Annotated in this window: 15 protein-coding genes; 11 read left to right on the top strand and 4 right to left on the bottom strand. The window is 29.6% G+C overall.

Features of this window, described 5'->3' with window-relative positions:
* Positions 1-23: 23 nt before the first annotated feature.
* Both EV195_RS11155 and EV195_RS11150 read right to left on the bottom strand, forming a co-directional pair.
* Entirely contained in the window at positions 24-2,525 is a 2,502-nt protein-coding gene (locus EV195_RS11155) for a PIG-L family deacetylase (protein ID WP_132795033.1), read from the bottom strand.
* Positions 2,526-2,669: 144 nt separating this feature from the next.
* Positions 2,670-4,097: an ATP-dependent DNA helicase gene (locus EV195_RS11150; protein ID WP_132795032.1), complete on the bottom strand. Its 1,428-nt coding sequence runs from the start codon at positions 4,095-4,097 to the stop codon at positions 2,670-2,672.
* Positions 4,098-4,203: 106 nt separating this feature from the next.
* Between EV195_RS11150 and EV195_RS11145 the strand changes: the two genes are divergently transcribed.
* The 6 genes from EV195_RS11145 (at position 4,204) to EV195_RS11120 (ending at position 9,045) form a co-directional block, all read left to right on the top strand.
* Positions 4,204-4,941 carry a hypothetical protein gene (locus EV195_RS11145; RefSeq protein WP_132795031.1) on the top strand — a complete coding sequence of 246 codons (738 nt, stop codon included), beginning with the start codon at positions 4,204-4,206 and terminating at the stop codon, positions 4,939-4,941.
* A complete protein-coding gene (locus EV195_RS11140) occupies positions 4,916-5,743 on the top strand; it encodes a DUF3822 family protein (protein ID WP_165915723.1) in 828 nt (275 codons plus the stop codon). The genes EV195_RS11145 and EV195_RS11140 overlap by 26 nt, the downstream gene beginning before the upstream one ends.
* Complete coding sequence (locus EV195_RS11135; RefSeq protein WP_132795029.1) at positions 5,744-6,283, top strand: RsmD family RNA methyltransferase; 540 nt, start codon at positions 5,744-5,746, stop codon at positions 6,281-6,283. It begins immediately after the preceding gene.
* Positions 6,284-6,382: 99 nt separating this feature from the next.
* Complete coding sequence (locus EV195_RS11130) at positions 6,383-6,766, top strand: BlaI/MecI/CopY family transcriptional regulator (RefSeq protein WP_132795028.1); 384 nt, start codon at positions 6,383-6,385, stop codon at positions 6,764-6,766.
* Positions 6,759-8,069 (top strand): M23/M56 family metallopeptidase, encoded by a 1,311-nt coding sequence (locus EV195_RS11125; protein WP_132795027.1) that lies wholly within the window; start codon positions 6,759-6,761, stop codon positions 8,067-8,069. The genes EV195_RS11130 and EV195_RS11125 overlap by 8 nt, the downstream gene beginning before the upstream one ends.
* Positions 8,070-8,133: 64 nt before the next feature.
* Complete coding sequence (locus EV195_RS11120; protein ID WP_132795026.1) at positions 8,134-9,045, top strand: peptidoglycan DD-metalloendopeptidase family protein; 912 nt, start codon at positions 8,134-8,136, stop codon at positions 9,043-9,045.
* Between the two features lie 7 nt (positions 9,046-9,052).
* Here the strand turns inward: EV195_RS11120 and bshC are convergent, their stop codons facing one another.
* On the bottom strand, positions 9,053-10,663 hold the full coding sequence (gene bshC, locus EV195_RS11115; protein WP_132795025.1) for a bacillithiol biosynthesis cysteine-adding enzyme BshC: 1,611 nt from the start codon (positions 10,661-10,663) through the stop codon (positions 9,053-9,055).
* Positions 10,664-10,780: 117 nt separating this feature from the next.
* Between bshC and EV195_RS11110 the strand changes: the two genes are divergently transcribed.
* The 5 genes from EV195_RS11110 (at position 10,781) to EV195_RS11090 (ending at position 15,950) form a co-directional block, all read left to right on the top strand.
* Positions 10,781-12,718 (top strand): BatA domain-containing protein, encoded by a 1,938-nt coding sequence (locus EV195_RS11110; RefSeq protein ID WP_132795024.1) that lies wholly within the window; start codon positions 10,781-10,783, stop codon positions 12,716-12,718.
* Positions 12,715-13,974, top strand: a complete 1,260-nt coding sequence (locus tag EV195_RS11105) for a dihydroorotase (RefSeq protein WP_132795023.1) — start codon at positions 12,715-12,717, stop codon at positions 13,972-13,974. The genes EV195_RS11110 and EV195_RS11105 overlap by 4 nt, the downstream gene beginning before the upstream one ends.
* A 4-nt stretch (positions 13,975-13,978) precedes the next feature.
* The gene (locus EV195_RS11100; protein ID WP_132795022.1) at positions 13,979-14,308 is read left to right on the top strand and encodes a hypothetical protein; all 330 of its coding nucleotides are present in this window, start codon (positions 13,979-13,981) and stop codon (positions 14,306-14,308) included.
* A 5-nt stretch (positions 14,309-14,313) separates the two neighbouring features.
* A complete protein-coding gene (locus EV195_RS11095) occupies positions 14,314-14,949 on the top strand; it encodes an alpha/beta hydrolase (RefSeq protein ID WP_132795021.1) in 636 nt (211 codons plus the stop codon).
* Between the two features lie 62 nt (positions 14,950-15,011).
* Positions 15,012-15,950, top strand: a complete 939-nt coding sequence (locus tag EV195_RS11090) for a sterol desaturase family protein (protein WP_132795020.1) — start codon at positions 15,012-15,014, stop codon at positions 15,948-15,950.
* 50 nt (positions 15,951-16,000) lie between these two features.
* Here the strand turns inward: EV195_RS11090 and bcp are convergent, their stop codons facing one another.
* Entirely contained in the window at positions 16,001-16,453 is a 453-nt protein-coding gene (gene bcp, locus EV195_RS11085) for a thioredoxin-dependent thiol peroxidase (protein WP_132795019.1), read from the bottom strand.

Below are 16,453 nucleotides of genomic sequence, written 5' to 3'. Positions count from 1 at the left end.
TTATGTATAAACTAGTAATATAGTTACTTAATTTCATTTTCTTTTAGCGAAAGTAAATTTGCAAAAAGTTTATAAGCGCCTGAAACACCCGCTGGCAACTCTCTAAAGAAACTTAATCCTGTATAGATATAATTACCTTTTCCATATTTAGCAACTAGTAAACTACCTTTTTTAGCAGTTTCTCCTTTATCATTTATCGCTAAAATTGGTTCATATTCTGCACTCCATTCATTTGGAAAATACAACCCTCTTTCTTGTACCCAACCATCAAAATCTGAATCTGATATTTTATTTGGATAATTTAATACTCCGTGATTTTTAGCTAACATAGTTACTTTAGCATATTCATCGGTAACTCGATCTCTAGAAAGTTGTAATGTATAAGGAGCTTGAACATCTACACCTCTGTTTGTATTGTATTGAACAATTACATTTCCTCCGTTCTTTACGTATTCTAACAAATACTTTTGTTTAAACTGAAGTTCTTTCTTTGTGTTATAGGCTCTAATTCCAACCACAACAGCATCAAAACCTCCTAAGGTATTTTCATTAATATTCTCTGGTGCTATTTCTGTAACTGAATAACCTATCTGGCGTAAACTTTCTGGCACTGCATCTCCCGATCCTTGAATATAACCAATTGATTTTCCTTCCTTTCGAATATTTAAACGAACAACCTTAGCTTTAGATGGTAATAATATTGATTGCTTAGGTATGTGGTTATAAGTAATCTCTATTAATTCTTTATTAAATTCATTAGCATCAACTGTAGCTACAGCATTAATAAATCCTTCTGATTGTTCTTTCGAAGGAGTAACCGTAAAATTAACAACAGTTTTATCTCCTTTTTGATCAATTGAAAAAGGAATTGCTGTTGGTGAAACACTCCAGCCAGTCGGCACTTTTAAAGTAACATTTCCTTTTACATTTGCTTCGCCAGACCTTACTTCTACAACAATCTTTTTAGAAGTATTGTCTGCAAAAATGATAACCTTATCTTTTAGTTTTGTAGTAACTTTAGGTAACACTTCAAAAGGCTCATATATTTCACCTACATCTCTTTGAGAATACCTTCTAATAACATTTTTGGTAAAAGAAACAGGAGTATCTTCAATCATTAAATTGAATTTCACCTGAATTGGTCTTGGTGTTTCAGGCTTTCCAATCAACGTTTGATCTTTAACATAATACATTCCTAAATCCCATGGTTCTTTTAACCAATAAGGATCAGAATACTTTATTCCAGTTAAAGAAACTTCTTCAGTAAAATTTTGCTTTTTGTTTGCTAATAAATCAATGTCCTTAGCTACTTTTTTCTTTGATGGTAACCATTCTATAGAAGTTAAATCCATAGAAATAGCACTTCTATTTAGTACTTCAAAATCTACTTTAATAGAAGAATCTGGCGTTGCGCTAGATGTAGTTGCTGAAGCTTCAAGATACAAACCTGCGCAAGCTTCAATAATATCTTTAATTTCAGCTAATTTTATTGCTTTCCAATGCTCATCATTCAACTTATTGATTAACCCATAGGCTTTCAATAAACTTGGCAGATGTTTTGATGGGTTTACAAAATCGAAATTCTTTTCAACCTCGTATAGAATATCTCCAATAGCTCCTCCTCCTTCTACTCTATTCCATGTGGTATTAATACCTGAAAATATATCTTTCTTATCTTTTGGGAAATCTCCTTTTAAAAACTCAACCCATTCTGTTTGAGCACCTCTAGTAGTTAATCTTCCAAAACCTTGACATAAATGTTGGCTACTAGCTATAGATGCTAATTCATTGTTAGACAAACCTTTTAAAGGATAATACACTCCAATATCAAAGTTTATCATTTTGCTTTTATCTGCTTTGTTAAAATTTTCTTCGCTTCCATAAAACCACCAAGAAGTATTAAAAAACAAACGATTAGGTTGCCAAGCATCCGTGTATTTTAGTTGCTCTGAATATTTTGATTTATCACCCGCCAAATCAAAAGCCTCTACACTTAACATTGCAGAAGATGTATGATGACCATGGGTAGTACCAGGTGTTCTGTGATTAAATCGATTAATAATTACATCTGGTTTAAATGTTCGTATTGCCCATACTACATCAGATAACACCTTATCTTTATTCCAAATTTCTAAGGTTTCATCCGGGTGTTTTGAATAACCAAAGTCATTAGCTCTAGAAAAACGTTGTTCACCGCCATCTACTCTTCTTGCTGCTAATAATTCTTGAGTACGAATTACACCTAATAATTCACGAATTTCTGGTCCGATTAAATTTTGACCTCCATCACCTCTTGTTAGAGATAAATAAGCTGTTCTTGCTTTTACATTGTTTGCCAAATAAGCAATTAAACGTGTATTTTCATCATCTGGATGAGCGGCTACATATAAAGCAGAACCTAAAAAATTAAGTTTCTGAACTTTTTCGTAAATCTGATTGGTTGTTAATTTTTGTGGCTTTTGAGCAATCGCTGATGAGAAAATCAGCAATGATAAGACGAATGATAGTGAAAACGTTTTCTTCATTTATGTAAAATAAATTGTCAGGTCGAGCGGAGTCGAGACCTAACTGTTTTTCCTCTCGACTCCGCTCGAGGTGACAAGTTAGTATTCCAACAAATTTATAATTTTTAGCCTGTTAATAATTTAGTTTAACAAAATGCTAACACTTTACTCTAAAAAATAATCGTCTCTAAATCCTATTAAATATAACTTTTCTTGAGCTCTAGTAACCGCTGTATATAACCATCGTAAATATTCTACACTTATTCCATCTGATAAGTAAGGTTGTTCTATAAATACTGTTTTCCATTGACCTCCTTGAGATTTATGACAAGTAATTGCATAAGAAAACTTGACTTGCAAAGCGTTGAAGTATTTATTCTGTTTTACCCCCATGAATTGTTTATATTTCGATTTTTCATGAGCAAAATCTTCTTTAACAGCTTCGTATAATTTATTAGACTCTTCATAAGTTAAGGAAGGACTTTCGCTAGTTAACGTGTCTAACAATAAAACCGTCTCAAAAGGTTTCATATCAGGATAATCAATCATTCTAACAATCACATCGGCAAACTTAAACCCGTACAATTCATTTATGGCATTAATACGCATTACTTCACAAGTATCACCGTTTGCTATAAAACCAGCAGAGGAGGAATCTTTTAACCAGAAGTAATTATTCTTTACAACCATAACATAATCTCCCACAGAAATCTCATTCTCTTGTCCTCTTATTTTGGTACGTATTTGCTGATTATATTGATTAGCTCTTTTATTTGAACGAACAATAATTGCTGTATCCTCAACACCTATTTCTCCATCATATGCCTGTGTTATAGCATCTTGAATATCATATCCATCCTGTAATCTGATAACATCTGGGTAATTAACATCAAACTTAAAATCGACTCCTTCATTTTGAATTAATAACCTCAAGTCGGTTGCATTTGCTAATATTCCAGAATCTTGTTGTTGTCGAACTACTTCATCTAATTCAATTTCTGAAATATCTTTATTGTAGTGTAACGATAATTTATCGGCATCTAACGCAGGACTTACCTCTAATTTCACAGGAGGCAACTGGGCTGTATCTCCAATAAACAAAAGTTTACAATTTTTACCAGAATACACAAATGAGATTAAATCATCTAAAACTGAACCATTTTCAAAAAGCTTTGCATTTTGAACTTGATCAGATATCATGGATGCTTCGTCTATTATAAATAGCGTATCGGTATGCTTATTAGGTTGCATTACAAAACTTACTCCTCCGCTAGTTTGTTTCTTGGGAAAATAAATTTTCTTATGAATAGTATATGCCTGCTTATTAGAATAACCTGAAATAACTTTAGCCGCTCTACCTGTTGGTGCAAGTAGCACCGCCTTTTTTCCAGCTCTCCATAAACTATTTACTATGGTACTTATTACAGTTGTTTTACCAGTACCTGCATATCCTTTTAATAGGAATAAAGACTCATTATTATTATCAAAAACAAAATAAGATAACTCTTTTATTAGTTGTAATTGTTTTTCTGTAGGTTCATAGGAAAATTTTTGGATAAGCTCTTTGTAAAAATCGGCAGGATTCTTGATCATACTTTAAATAAAAAATCAAAGATAAGTCTATTTACAAATATTTGTTTTCATGATTGAAAAAAAATTGTAGATTTGCGTACATATCATATTAAAAAATCTAGATACAATGAATTTAATATTAACGATTATAGCAGCTGTCGTAGTCGCAATCCTTTTAGCTTTTGTAATAGTAAAATATATACCATTAAAATTAAGATGGTTAGTTTCTATATTATTACTTCTTGCTGCTGTATTTCTTGTTGTAAAAATATACGACGGTGTTATGGAACCTATAAAATTTAATAAAGAAAAAAAGGTTCGTTATGCTAAAGTTATTGAGCAATTAAAAATAATTAGAGATGCACAGATAAAGTTTAAAGATGCTAAAGGTGTATTTGCTAAAGATAAATCTAGTTTAATTAATTTCATTGAAAACGATTCATTAGTAATTACTGAAACAATTAACGTTGAGAAAGAAATTACTTTAGGTGGTGGAATTACTAAAAAGATTTCTGTAAAGAAGATTGACACTACTGGTTTTGAACCTGCTTTAAAATATTTTAAAGATAAACCATACAAAGAAATGTTTAGTGTTCCTGGTACTGAAAAAGAATTTGAAATGGCTACTGGTGAAATCGAAAAAATTACAGGTCTTTTTGTTCCAGTTTTTGAAGTAAAAACTGAAAAGAAAGAAATCTTAAAAGGATTACCTAATCACTTAATTAAACAAGAATTAGAAGCTATAGAAGCTGATCAAATTAAAGGTCAATTTGTTTCTGTAGGATCTTTAGAAGATGTTTCAACAGGTGGTAACTGGCCTCCTTTCTATGATGGTAAAGATGAAAAAACTGATTCAGAAGAATAGAAAAGAAATAACATCAAAACATAAAAGTTTATCCATCCAATTTAGTTTGGATGGATTTTCTTTTTGTATCAAAGATATTTCTTCTAAAGAACCTCTTTTATTATCTGAGTATACATTCAATAAAACACTTGAAAACCCTCATTTATTAGAAGAAAAAATAAAGAATATTTTTGAGACAGATAAAGAGTTACAAGTTGAATTTGATCGTATTACTGCAATTCATCAAAATCAATTGGTTACTCAAATACCAGAGGATTTTTTTGATGAGAATAATTTAAAATCATACTTAGATTATAACATCAAAACTTTCTCTACCGATTATATTACCTATGACAATTTAGAAAGTCTTAACGCTAAAAATGTTTATATTCCATATGTGAACGTAAACAATTTTTTGTTTCAAAACTTCGGAGAATTTGAGTACAAACATCATTCTACAATACTCTTAGAGCATTTGGTTAAAAATCATCCTAAAGATTCTAAAGATTCGATGTATGTTAATGTATCTCAAAAAAGTATTGACATTATCATTTTTAAGCAAGGTCATTTTACATTATTCAATTCTTTTCAATACAACTCTAAAGAAGATTTCTTGTACTATATTCTCTTTGTTGCTGAACAGTTGGAGTTAAATAGTGAGAGTTTCCTACTTCATTTCCTTGGGAATATCAATCAAGATTTTTCTACTTTTGCATTAGTTAAAGAGTACGTGAAAAATGTTAATTTCATAGAACCTGAACATGATTTCTTAGAAGAATCAGAACATTTTTTTCCTCATTCAAATTATATTCTACTATCCTAAATGAGAATTATTTCTGGAAAATATAAAAGTAAGCGAATAAGCGCACCAAAAAACTTACCTGTCCGTCCAACAACAGATATGGCTAAAGAATCTTTATTTAATATTTTAAACAACTTATATTATTTTGATTCTATTACTGTTTTAGATTTGTTTGCTGGAACTGGTAATATTAGCTATGAATTTGCCTCACGTGGTACAGAAACAATTTATGCTGTAGATGTTCATTTTGGATGTATAAAATTCATCAATCAAATTGCTAAGGAATTAGATTTGGAGATTACTACTTTTAAAAGTGATGTCTTTAAATTTTTAGAAAAGACTTCAGTTAAAACGGATATAATTTTTGCTGACCCTCCTTATGATTTTGAAGATTCAAAATTTTTAAAAATTGCAGATTTAGTATTTGAAAATGAATTGCTAAATGAAGAAGGCATATTAATTATTGAACATTCTAAACATACAGATATTACTTCTCACCCAAACTTAAGTTACCAAAAGAGATATGGAGGAAGTGTTTTTAGCTTTTTTGAACAAAGTTAACCTGTTGATTTTCAAGATTAAAAATAGATTTTTATTTTTTAACATATATTTCATTACTACAACTATAGTTGTAGTAATGAAAACACCTATATTTGTCTCATGAACAAACTCACAAAACCAGAAGAACAAATAATGCATTATCTGTGGAAACTTAAAAAAGCTTTCCTGAAGGATATTGTTGAAGAATTCCCTGACCCTAAACCAGCCTATACAACTATTTCAACAGTTGTAAGAGTTTTAGTTAAAAAAGGATTTATTGATTATACAACTTTTGGAAAAACAAGAGAATACTTTCCTTTGATAAGTAAGAAGAAGTATTTTTCTGAATATATGAACGATCTTATTTTCAGCTTTTTTAATGGTTCCTCTGGAAAATTTGCGTCTTATTTTACTAAAAATGAAGATTTAAATCTTTCTGAGTTAGAAGAAATAAAACAGTTAATTGAAGAAAAAATAGATCATATAAAGGATAAAAATGAATAGCTTCATCTTTTTTTTATGTAAAGTAAGTATAGTATTTACCCTACTCTATATCATTTACAGATTATTGTTTAATAATCATACTTTTTATCAATTAAACAGGATTGTTCTGTTGTTATTTATCCCGCTGTCTATTTATACTGCTACTTTAAAGGCAGTAATTCCTATAGAAACTAAAAGTATTGAAATTCCTTCTTTTTCTGAGATAGGAACTAAAACTGTGGCTACTTTTTTGAACATAGAACAAAGTACAAACACAAAAATAAAGAGTACAAAAAGTGAATCACCGATTTTATATATTTATATACTTGGTTCTTTATTCTTTTTATTCTCGTTTATTAAATCACTTCTAAAACTTTATCAATTAAAAAGAAATTCAACTAGTATTAAAAAAGGCAAGTACTCTCTTATTTATTCAAATGTTACACAAACATTTTCTTGTTTTAACTGGATATTCTTACCTACATCTGATAACAATAAGGATAAGCATATAATTATTGAACATGAAAAGAAACATGTGGATTATCTTCATACGTTTGATTTGCTTCTTACAGAACTTTTTATAGTTGTTTTTTGGTTTAATCCGTTTGTGTACTTGTATAGAAAATCCTTAAAGTCGATTCACGAATATCAAGTTGATAATGAATTGCTAACACATCAAAATATTAATAAGATTGATTACCTAAACTTGTTAAAAAGAGAAATAGAAAATTCAATTCAAACTAACTTATATAGTTACTTCGGACATCCAACAATTAAAAAAAGAATAAAAATGATCGCAAAATCAAAATCAAATACCATGTTGAAAATAAAATATTTAGCTATACTTCCTGTAATTTTTTTATTGATGGTTTCATTTACTAAAGCGACTACAATACTTCCTATTAAAAAGGTAGTTTATTCAAGCAAACCTTCTATTTCACCTATTAAAAGTGACTCCAAAATAGACATTACAGCTCAATTTGGACTAAACAAACATCCTTTCTTAAAAAATACTACAAGACAACATAATGGAATAGATATCAGAGCTGCTGTGGGTACAACGATTGTTGCTACTGCTGATGGTGTAATAGCGAGTGCTTCTTCTGAAGGAAATTGGGGAAACCTACTAATTATTAAGCATGAAAATGGCTTTGAAACTTTATATGCACATTTAAATTCTTTTAACTGTAAAAAAGGTCAAGTAGTAAAAAAAGGAGAAGTTATTGGTTATTCAGGTGAAACAGGTAAAGTAAAAGGCCCTCATTTACATTATGCTATAAAGTTGAATAATGAATTTGTAAATCCAATAGACTACATAAAATAACATAATAATAAATCTTACAATACAAACTTTGGAACTTACTACTAATTACAACGTAACTAATTTTATGAAAAACTTGAGAAAAACCATACTTGTTTTATTAATAGTATCTTTTCAATTATCCAATTTACACAGTCAAATATTAGATAAAAATTGGCTACAATTGCCTTCAATAATAAAAAAACATAAAGAAGATATTGTAAAAATTAATGCTATAAAAGATAGTTTAAGTATTGTAAACTTTAATGAAAACTGGGATACAATTCATTTTAATCCGTATAAGAAGCATAAAATTGATTTTCCTTTTGAAATCAGTTTCTTAGAAAAAACGTATGCTTCACCAATTGCCAGAAGCCATGTTGTTACATCAAGATATGGATGGCGACGAGGAAGAGCACATCGTGCAATTGACATTGATTTAATTACTGGTGATGATGTTTATAGTATTTTAGATGGAAAAGTAAGATATGTTGGATATCACCCAGGACATGGTAAAACAATCGTGGTTCGTCATTATAACGGATTAGAAACTGTATATGCTCATTTGTCTGAATACAACACGAAAGTAAATACTATTGTAAAAAAGGGACAATTAATAGGAAAAGGTGGAAATACAGGAAGATCTCGTGGAAGTCACTTGCATTTAGAAGTTCGATATAAAGGCATCGACATAAATCCTGAGCATGTATTTACTTTTAAAGGCAACACTAATATACGCTCTAAAAATGTTTGGATAACTAAAGATTGGGCAACACCTTATTATCATATTTCAACACGCCAAAGTAATCTTGTAACACTCGATACTTTTGAAAAAGCAACAGCATACAAAAAAAGAAAACGAAAAATTTACATCGTAAAAAGCGGTGATACATTATCTGGAATTGCCTACAAAAACCACGTTCCTATTAGAAGAATTTGTAAGGCAAATAAAATAAAGAAAACAACTACGTTAAAAATTGGTCAGCGATTGATTTTATAACCCTAATTTATTTAACCAAAACAAAAAATTCTAATTTTAAAGGCTTTAAACTATTCTTTAAAGTCGTGATAAAATCAGCACCATACTCTAAATAATATTCAGAGAAATTGCGCTTTCTTTCTTCAAGGCTTAGATTAGGTAATATTTCAGATTGGATTGTTTTTATTCTATCCACTAAATCTGATTGTCGTCTTTTTTCAGCTCTCAACAAACGCTTTTCAAGGTTCTCTAACCCCTTTTTTTGTTTCTTTTCTTGAGCATTAACTGCTCCAATGTAAGAAACATCAGTTTTAGCGGCAATTTCTCTCAGAGTATTGAATTGTTCTTCTAAAAAAGTTTTCTGTTGTTTAAAGTCAAAACTAACTTCGGCATTTTCGTTTACTTTTTTAGCTACTAAATCGTGTTGATTAAAAAATAATTCTTCCAAAGAAATATTCAAACGCTCTAATTTACCAAATTGTTTTGCACTTACCACTTGAACGGAATTACGTAACAATAATATAGGAAAAGGAACAGATACAGTATCAAAAAAACCTTTTAATTGCATCCAATATGCTAACTCTCCTCCTCCACCGATATAACATAAATTTGGCAAAATTACCTCTTGATATAGTGGGCGCATAATTACATTTGGAGAAAAACGTTCAGGATGATTTTGCAATTCTTTTAAAATCTCTTCCTCTGTAAACTCTATAGTAGTATCTATTACTTTAAATACTGAATCTTCAAACACAATACGTTCACGAACAGTATCTTTTATATAAAATAAATTAATTTCTCTTGGATTAACCTGAATTTTATAGATTTCACCAAGCAACTCATTTGTCTTAGTTACTGCTTTAAAAGAAGTACTGTTTATTAAATCTTCTTTTATGTAAGGAATAAATAACTGCTTTAACTCTTTGCTATCAGCATCAATAATAACTAAACCAAATTCGGTAAATAATTCATTTGCTATATACCTAGTTGCTGCAGCTAAATTATCATGTTGTAAGTATCCTTGTTTGAACAATTCTTTTAAAAACTCTGCATTTTTAGAAGTTCCTAAATACTTTTGAAACTCTTCAAAAACAAGAGCTAAACCTTCGGTTGAAAATCGTCCAACTGCACCAGTTTGATCTGAAGTCCACTGTACTTTCTTTCCTTTAAAATTAAAATAATTAATCTCCTCAAAATCATGATCTTCAGTAGCCATCCAATACACTGGAACAAAATTATAGTTAGGATAATTTTCGGATAGCTCTTCTGATAAATTAATAGCAGAAATAATTTTATACAAGAAATACAATGGTCCAGTAAAAAGATTTAACTGATGTCCAGTAGTAACAGTAAATGTGTTTTCTTTACCTAGAAGATCAATATTTTCTAATGTCTTTTCAGAAGTAGAAACCTCTGCATATTGTTGTTTCAATACAGAAACTAAAACTTCTCTATTGTCTTTTGAATAGGATTGTTGCTTTGATAAAATCTGATTTTCAAAGTTTTCAATACTTGGAAAATTACCGTAAAAAGGTGCTATTTTTTCCGATTGTTCAAGATAATCAGACATTATTGTAGAAAAGAAGCCTGTTTTTTGAAAAGGTATGTAAGCACTACAATCACATTCGGTTAACGACATTTGCAAAAATATTTTAAGTAAAGTAACAAATTTAAGCCATTGCTTACAACTTGTATTCCTTCTTAACAAAATTTTATTAATCTATTTCTCTATTTTTACGGAGTAATTAACTTGAATATGCAATTTAAACATCCAGAATTTTTATATTTCTTATCGCTACTCATCATTCCTATTCTGGTACATCTTTTTCAACTGAGAAAGTTTAAAAAAGTTCCTTTTACCAATGTAGCTTTTTTAGAAAAGTTAGTTATTAATAACCGTAAGAGTTCACAAATAAAAAAGTGGTTACTATTATGCTGTAGGTTATTACTTATTGGTGGAATTGTAATTGCTTTTGCACAACCTTTTTTTAGCAATCAATCTAAAGAGACTATTCAGCATACTTTTATTTATCTAGACAATTCTTTAAGCACAAGTGCGAATGGAAGCTCTGGAAACATGTTAAAAACAGCTTCACAAGAATTAATTGAACATGGAACGGAAACTGGTGATTATAGTCTTTTAACAAATACCAATTTCTTCAGAAATATTTCTTTTGAAGAGTTAAAAAACAATCTTAAAAAAGTAAAAAATACTTCTAAACAACTAAGCACAAAAGATGTATTGCTTAAAATAGCTAGTTTAAAAAATACTACTGAAAATGTTATTGTTTCCGACTTTCAAAACATTACACCTGATGCTTTTGAAGGTACTGCAACCAATCTTTCTTTAGTTCAGTTAATACCAGAAAAAAGAAACAATCTTTCTGTAGATAGTGTATATATCAATCAAAATGAAGCTAACTCTCTAGTTGTAAATGCTATCATAAAAAATCAAGGAAATCCCAAAGAAAATATTGCTGTTGCTTTATACAACGAAAATAAATTATTGAGTAAACAAACTTTTTCAATTCAAGAAAACGAAGAAAAAACTATCCCTTTTTCAATTGAAAAAAGCAGTCCGTTTAAAGGTCTCTTAGAAATAAATTTTAATGATACGTATCCTTTCGACAATACATTTTATTTCAGCTTAAATGCAGATGAGAGAATAAATGTATTAGCAATAGGCGATTCAAACGAGTTTTTGTCTAGAATTTATCAGAAGGATGAATTTAATTTCAACAGTTATAGTCTGCAAAACACAAATTATAATCTTATTGATCAACAACAACTTATCATTTTAAATGAAATAGATAAAATTCCCCAAAGTTTAGTAACATCAATTTCTAACTTTACTGCTAATGGAGGGCATTTAATAATTATACCTAGCGAAAATTCAGATAGTAACTCTTACAATGTTTTTTTAAAAAATGTTGTCAAAACAGGTAGTATCAATCCTAAGAAAAATGATTCATTAAAAATTACTACCATCAATTATAATCATCCTCTTTTTAAAAATGTATTCGATAAAAAAGTTAACAACTTTCAGTATCCATATATAACTACTTTTTATGCTACTCATTTTTCGAATGCAAGTAAAGTAATTGGCTTAGAAAACAATCAGAATTTTGTTTCTCAACTAAATTTAAGCACCTCAAAAGTATATTGGTTTTCTTCTCCAATTAACAAAACACAAAGTAATTTCACGAACTCTCCATTAATAGTTCCTGTGTTTTATAATATCGGGCAAGAAAGTTTACAGTTATCAAAATTATACTATCGATTACAGCAAACTAATACGATAGAAGTAAATGCTCAGTTAAGTAAAGATGATATTCTTTCAATAAATAATAATGAAAACTCCTTTATTCCTTTACAACAAACTTACCAGAATAAAGTGCAACTAACTACTAATGAGTTACCAGAAAATAGAGGGTTTTATACTGTATATAAAAAAGATACACCTCTTCAAACTATAGCGTATAACACCAAAAAATCTGAAAGCAAATTACAATTTCCAAACTTACAAAATGCTTTTAGTAGTGATCAAAACATCACTGTATCTAACTCAGTTAAAGAAACTGTAAAAAAAATAACTCAAAAAAATAAAGTTCATTGGCTTTGGAAATGGTTTTTAGGTTTAGCCATTGTATCTTTGTTGCTAGAAATTTTGATTCTAAAATACTTTAAAGTATGACTACGCTTATAAAATCAGCGACTATCATTGACTCTAACAGTCCGTTTCACAAACAAACAAAAGACTTATTAATTATTGACGGTGTTATTACTGAAATTAACGATAACATCAACTCTAAAAAAGATTACAAGATTGTCGATCTAGATAATCTCCATGTTTCCACTGGATGGTTCGATACCAGTGTTAGTTTAGGAGAACCAGGTTTTGAAGAAAGAGAAACTATTGATAATGGTTTACATGTGGCTGCTAAAAGCGGATTTACAAGCGTAGCAATTAATGCGAATACAAATCCGATTGTAGACAATAAATCTTCTGTAGAATATTTAATTAACAAAGCTGCTGCTAAAGCCGTAAGTGTATATCCGATCGGAGCTTTAACCCAACAAAGCAAAGGAATAGAAATGGCTGAGTTGTACGATATGCAACAATCTGGAGCGATTGCTTTTGGAGATTATAAAAAACCTATTGAAAATGAAAACCTATTGAAGATTGCGCTGTTATATGCACAAAACTTTGATGGTTTGGTACTAAGCTTTCCTAAAAACAGGAAAATAGCTGGAGAAGGAATTGCAAACGAAGGTGTAAATGCTACTAAACTAGGTTTGAAAGGAATTCCAAATCTTGCAGAAGAAATACAAGTTGCAAGAGATTTATTCTTATTAGAATATACTGGTGGAAAACTACACATACCAACTATATCTACAGCTAAATCTGTTGCGTTAATAAAAGAAGCAAAATCAAAAGGATTAAATGTAACTTGTAGTGTTGCCGTTCATAACTTACTAATTACTGATGAAGCTTTATTTGGCTTTGAAGCTAATAACAATGTGAATCCGCCTTTAAGAACTAAGAAAGATGTTGATGCGTTGATAAAAGGTGTTAAAAACGGAACAATCGATATAATTACTTCTGATCACAACCCAATTGATATTGAACATAAAAAAGTGGAATTTTCTATTTCAAAAAGTGGAACAATTGGTATGGAAAGTGCTTTTGGTGCATTACACACTAAACTTGATTTAGATACTATAGTAGCTTGTTTAAGCGATAATCCAAAAAGAATATTTGGAATAGAAAATCAACATATAGATGTAAATAAAGAAGCAAATCTTACATTTTTTAATCCAGATACAGCATACAAATTTACCACAGAAGATATTCTATCAACATCAAAAAACAGTATATTTATAGGACATAATTTAAAAGGGAAAGCATATGGTATATATGCTAAAAATCAACTTTTACTAAATACCTAAAAATATGAAAAACTTAACATCTGTAGAGGAAGGAAAAACACTTGCAATAATTTCTCACTTCTGGTTTATTGGAACAGTTATAGCCTGGATTTTAAACTTGAAAAAACAAAATGATTATACAAGCTTTTATGTAAGACAAATGCTTGGTTGGGATTTGTTAGCATTCTTAAACGGATGGTTAATATATAGTTTTTTTGGAGGTTTCTTTAAATGGATAATCGGTGTTATTTTAATTTTATTTTGGATTATCAGTTTTATCGGTTGTATATCAGGTGATAAAAAATTAATACCTGTTTTTGGTGAACACTTCCAAGAATGGTTTAAAAGTTTATAGTATACATGAGTTTATATTACAAGGTTAGAGAACCTAAAATTGCTTCAGAAAATTCGAGTTTATTAATATTATTGCACGGTTACGGTAGTAACGAAGATGACTTATTTTCGTTTTCGGAAGAATTACCCGATGAATTAAGAATTATAAGTGTTAGAGCTCCTTACGAAATGGGGTATGGAGGTTACGCTTGGTATGCAATTAATTTTGATGCTGATGAAAATAAGTTTTCTGATATTGGACAAGCAAAACAGTCTGTTCAAAAAATAGCTGAGTTTATTGATGAATTGAAATTACAATATCATCCAACTAAAATTTTTCTTTTAGGTTTTAGTCAAGGAGCTATTTTAAGTTATTCGTTAAGCTTAAATTTTCCTAACAAAGTACAACATGTTATTGCTTTAAGTGGATATCTAAATGATGAATTATTACCTCAAGAAATTTCAGAAAATATAACTACTGATTATTACATCTCGCATGGTTCTGTAGATCAAGTAATTCCTGTTTCTTGGGCCAGAAAAGCGCCTGAAAAGCTAACTAGCTTATCATTAAAAAACGAATACTCTGAATATCCAGTTGGGCATGGTGTTGCTCCTCAAAACTTTTACAGTTTTAAAGCTTGGATTGAAAAAAGGTTAAAGTAAAATTTAGCCCACTATTATATTCTAATATCTAGTATATTTGTGACCTAATTTTTTTTATTGAAATGGATATATTTACTCATCAAAACGCTTACAAGTGGTTTGTGCCAATTTGTGCTTTAGCAATTGGTATTGAGATGTATTTTAGCTACAAACGAAAAGCTAAAAACTATGAGTTTAAAGATGTATCAACAAACGTTTACTTTGCCATCGTAAATGTTCTTTTGGACGGTTTAATGTATGGAGTTTCATTTATAGTAATGGACTTCTTCTATGATTACCGATTTATTAATTGGGAAAATACTGGAGTATTATATTGGGTGATTGCTTTTGTTGGTCAAGATTTCCTGTATTATATTCATCATTATGTAGATCATCATTCACGCTTTTTCTGGGCAGTTCATGTAACACATCATAATTCAGAATATTACAATATATCTACAGGATTCCGTTCACCTGTTTTACAACCGTTTTATCGTTTTATGTTCCTAATTCCTTTAATTTTGATAGGAATTCAACCATTACATATAATGTTTGCGTATGCAATGAACCAAAACTACGGTACTTTGTGTCACACAAATTTTATAAAAAAGAACAACCGTAAAGGAGTCGCAGGATTTTTATTAAGTATATGGGAGTACATTTTTGTAACACCTTCTCACCATAGAGTACATCATGCTTCAAATATCAAATACTTAGATAAAAACATGGGAATGTTTTTAATTATTTGGGATAGAATGTTTGGTACTTTTCAAGCTGAAGAGGATGAAATGGAATATGAAAAATTAAAATTTGGGTTAACTAAACCTCTTGAAGATAAAGGACCAATCAATATCATTTTCCACGAATGGAAAGAAATTTACAAAGATTTTTTTCATAGAAAAAAGGATTTACCTCTAGGAACAAGGTTAAAATATGTGTTTATGCCTCCAGGTTGGAGTCATGATGGAAGTAGTCAGACAAGTAAAGAATTACAAGAAGAACTACGAATAAAGATTAAATAATAAAAAAACACTGCAAAAAGCAGTGTTTTTTATTTAATAGATATTTTTTTCTAACCTAAAATCTGATTAGCATGTTCTTTCGTTTTTACTTTAGTGATAACATCTTCTAAAACTCCATTTTCATCAATAACAAAAGTAGTTCTGTGAATTCCATCAAATTCTCTCCCCATAAACTTTTTTGGTCCCCAAACTCCAAAAGCATTAATAACACTCTTATCTTCATCTGCTAATAATGGGAATGGTAAATCGTACTTGGTAATAAAGTTTTGTTGACGTTTTGCACTATCTGCACTCACTCCAAGAACTTCATATCCTTTAGATAAAAATGTTTGATAGTTATCTCTTAAATCGCAAGCCTCTGCTGTACAACCTGGAGTACTAGCTTTTGGATAGAAAAATAACACCAATTTTTTACCACTATAATCAGATAATTTTATGGTATTTCCTGCTTGATCTTTTGCTTCAAAATTTGGTGCCTTATCGCCTATTTTTAGTGTAGTCAT

The sequence above is a fragment of the Tenacibaculum skagerrakense genome (assembly GCF_004345825.1).
Taxonomy (GTDB): Bacteria; Bacteroidota; Bacteroidia; order Flavobacteriales; family Flavobacteriaceae; genus Polaribacter; species Polaribacter skagerrakensis.
Note: the sequence above shows the minus strand (reverse complement) of the source record. Positions and strands in the feature narration are given on the sequence as shown.

Bases quoted from the DNA above. Each gene is read 5' to 3' on its own strand.
- EV195_RS11155 (WP_132795033.1), bottom strand. From the start codon at position 2,525: ATGAAGAAAACGTTTTCACTATCATTCGTCTTATCATTGCTGATTTTC.
- EV195_RS11150 (WP_132795032.1), bottom strand. From the start codon at position 4,097: ATGATCAAGAATCCTGCCGATTTTTACAAAGAGCTTATCCAAAAATTT.
- EV195_RS11145 (WP_132795031.1), top strand. From the start codon at position 4,204: ATGAATTTAATATTAACGATTATAGCAGCTGTCGTAGTCGCAATCCTT.
- EV195_RS11140 (WP_165915723.1), top strand. From the start codon at position 4,916: ATGAAAAAACTGATTCAGAAGAATAGAAAAGAAATAACATCAAAACAT.
- EV195_RS11135 (WP_132795029.1), top strand. From the start codon at position 5,744: ATGAGAATTATTTCTGGAAAATATAAAAGTAAGCGAATAAGCGCACCA.
- EV195_RS11130 (WP_132795028.1), top strand. From the start codon at position 6,383: ATGAACAAACTCACAAAACCAGAAGAACAAATAATGCATTATCTGTGG.
- EV195_RS11125 (WP_132795027.1), top strand. From the start codon at position 6,759: ATGAATAGCTTCATCTTTTTTTTATGTAAAGTAAGTATAGTATTTACC.
- EV195_RS11120 (WP_132795026.1), top strand. From the start codon at position 8,134: ATGAAAAACTTGAGAAAAACCATACTTGTTTTATTAATAGTATCTTTT.
- bshC (WP_132795025.1), bottom strand. From the start codon at position 10,663: ATGTCGTTAACCGAATGTGATTGTAGTGCTTACATACCTTTTCAAAAA.
- EV195_RS11110 (WP_132795024.1), top strand. From the start codon at position 10,781: ATGCAATTTAAACATCCAGAATTTTTATATTTCTTATCGCTACTCATC.
- EV195_RS11105 (WP_132795023.1), top strand. From the start codon at position 12,715: ATGACTACGCTTATAAAATCAGCGACTATCATTGACTCTAACAGTCCG.
- EV195_RS11100 (WP_132795022.1), top strand. From the start codon at position 13,979: ATGAAAAACTTAACATCTGTAGAGGAAGGAAAAACACTTGCAATAATT.
- EV195_RS11095 (WP_132795021.1), top strand. From the start codon at position 14,314: ATGAGTTTATATTACAAGGTTAGAGAACCTAAAATTGCTTCAGAAAAT.
- EV195_RS11090 (WP_132795020.1), top strand. From the start codon at position 15,012: ATGGATATATTTACTCATCAAAACGCTTACAAGTGGTTTGTGCCAATT.
- bcp (WP_132795019.1), bottom strand. From the start codon at position 16,453: ATGACTACACTAAAAATAGGCGATAAGGCACCAAATTTTGAAGCAAAA.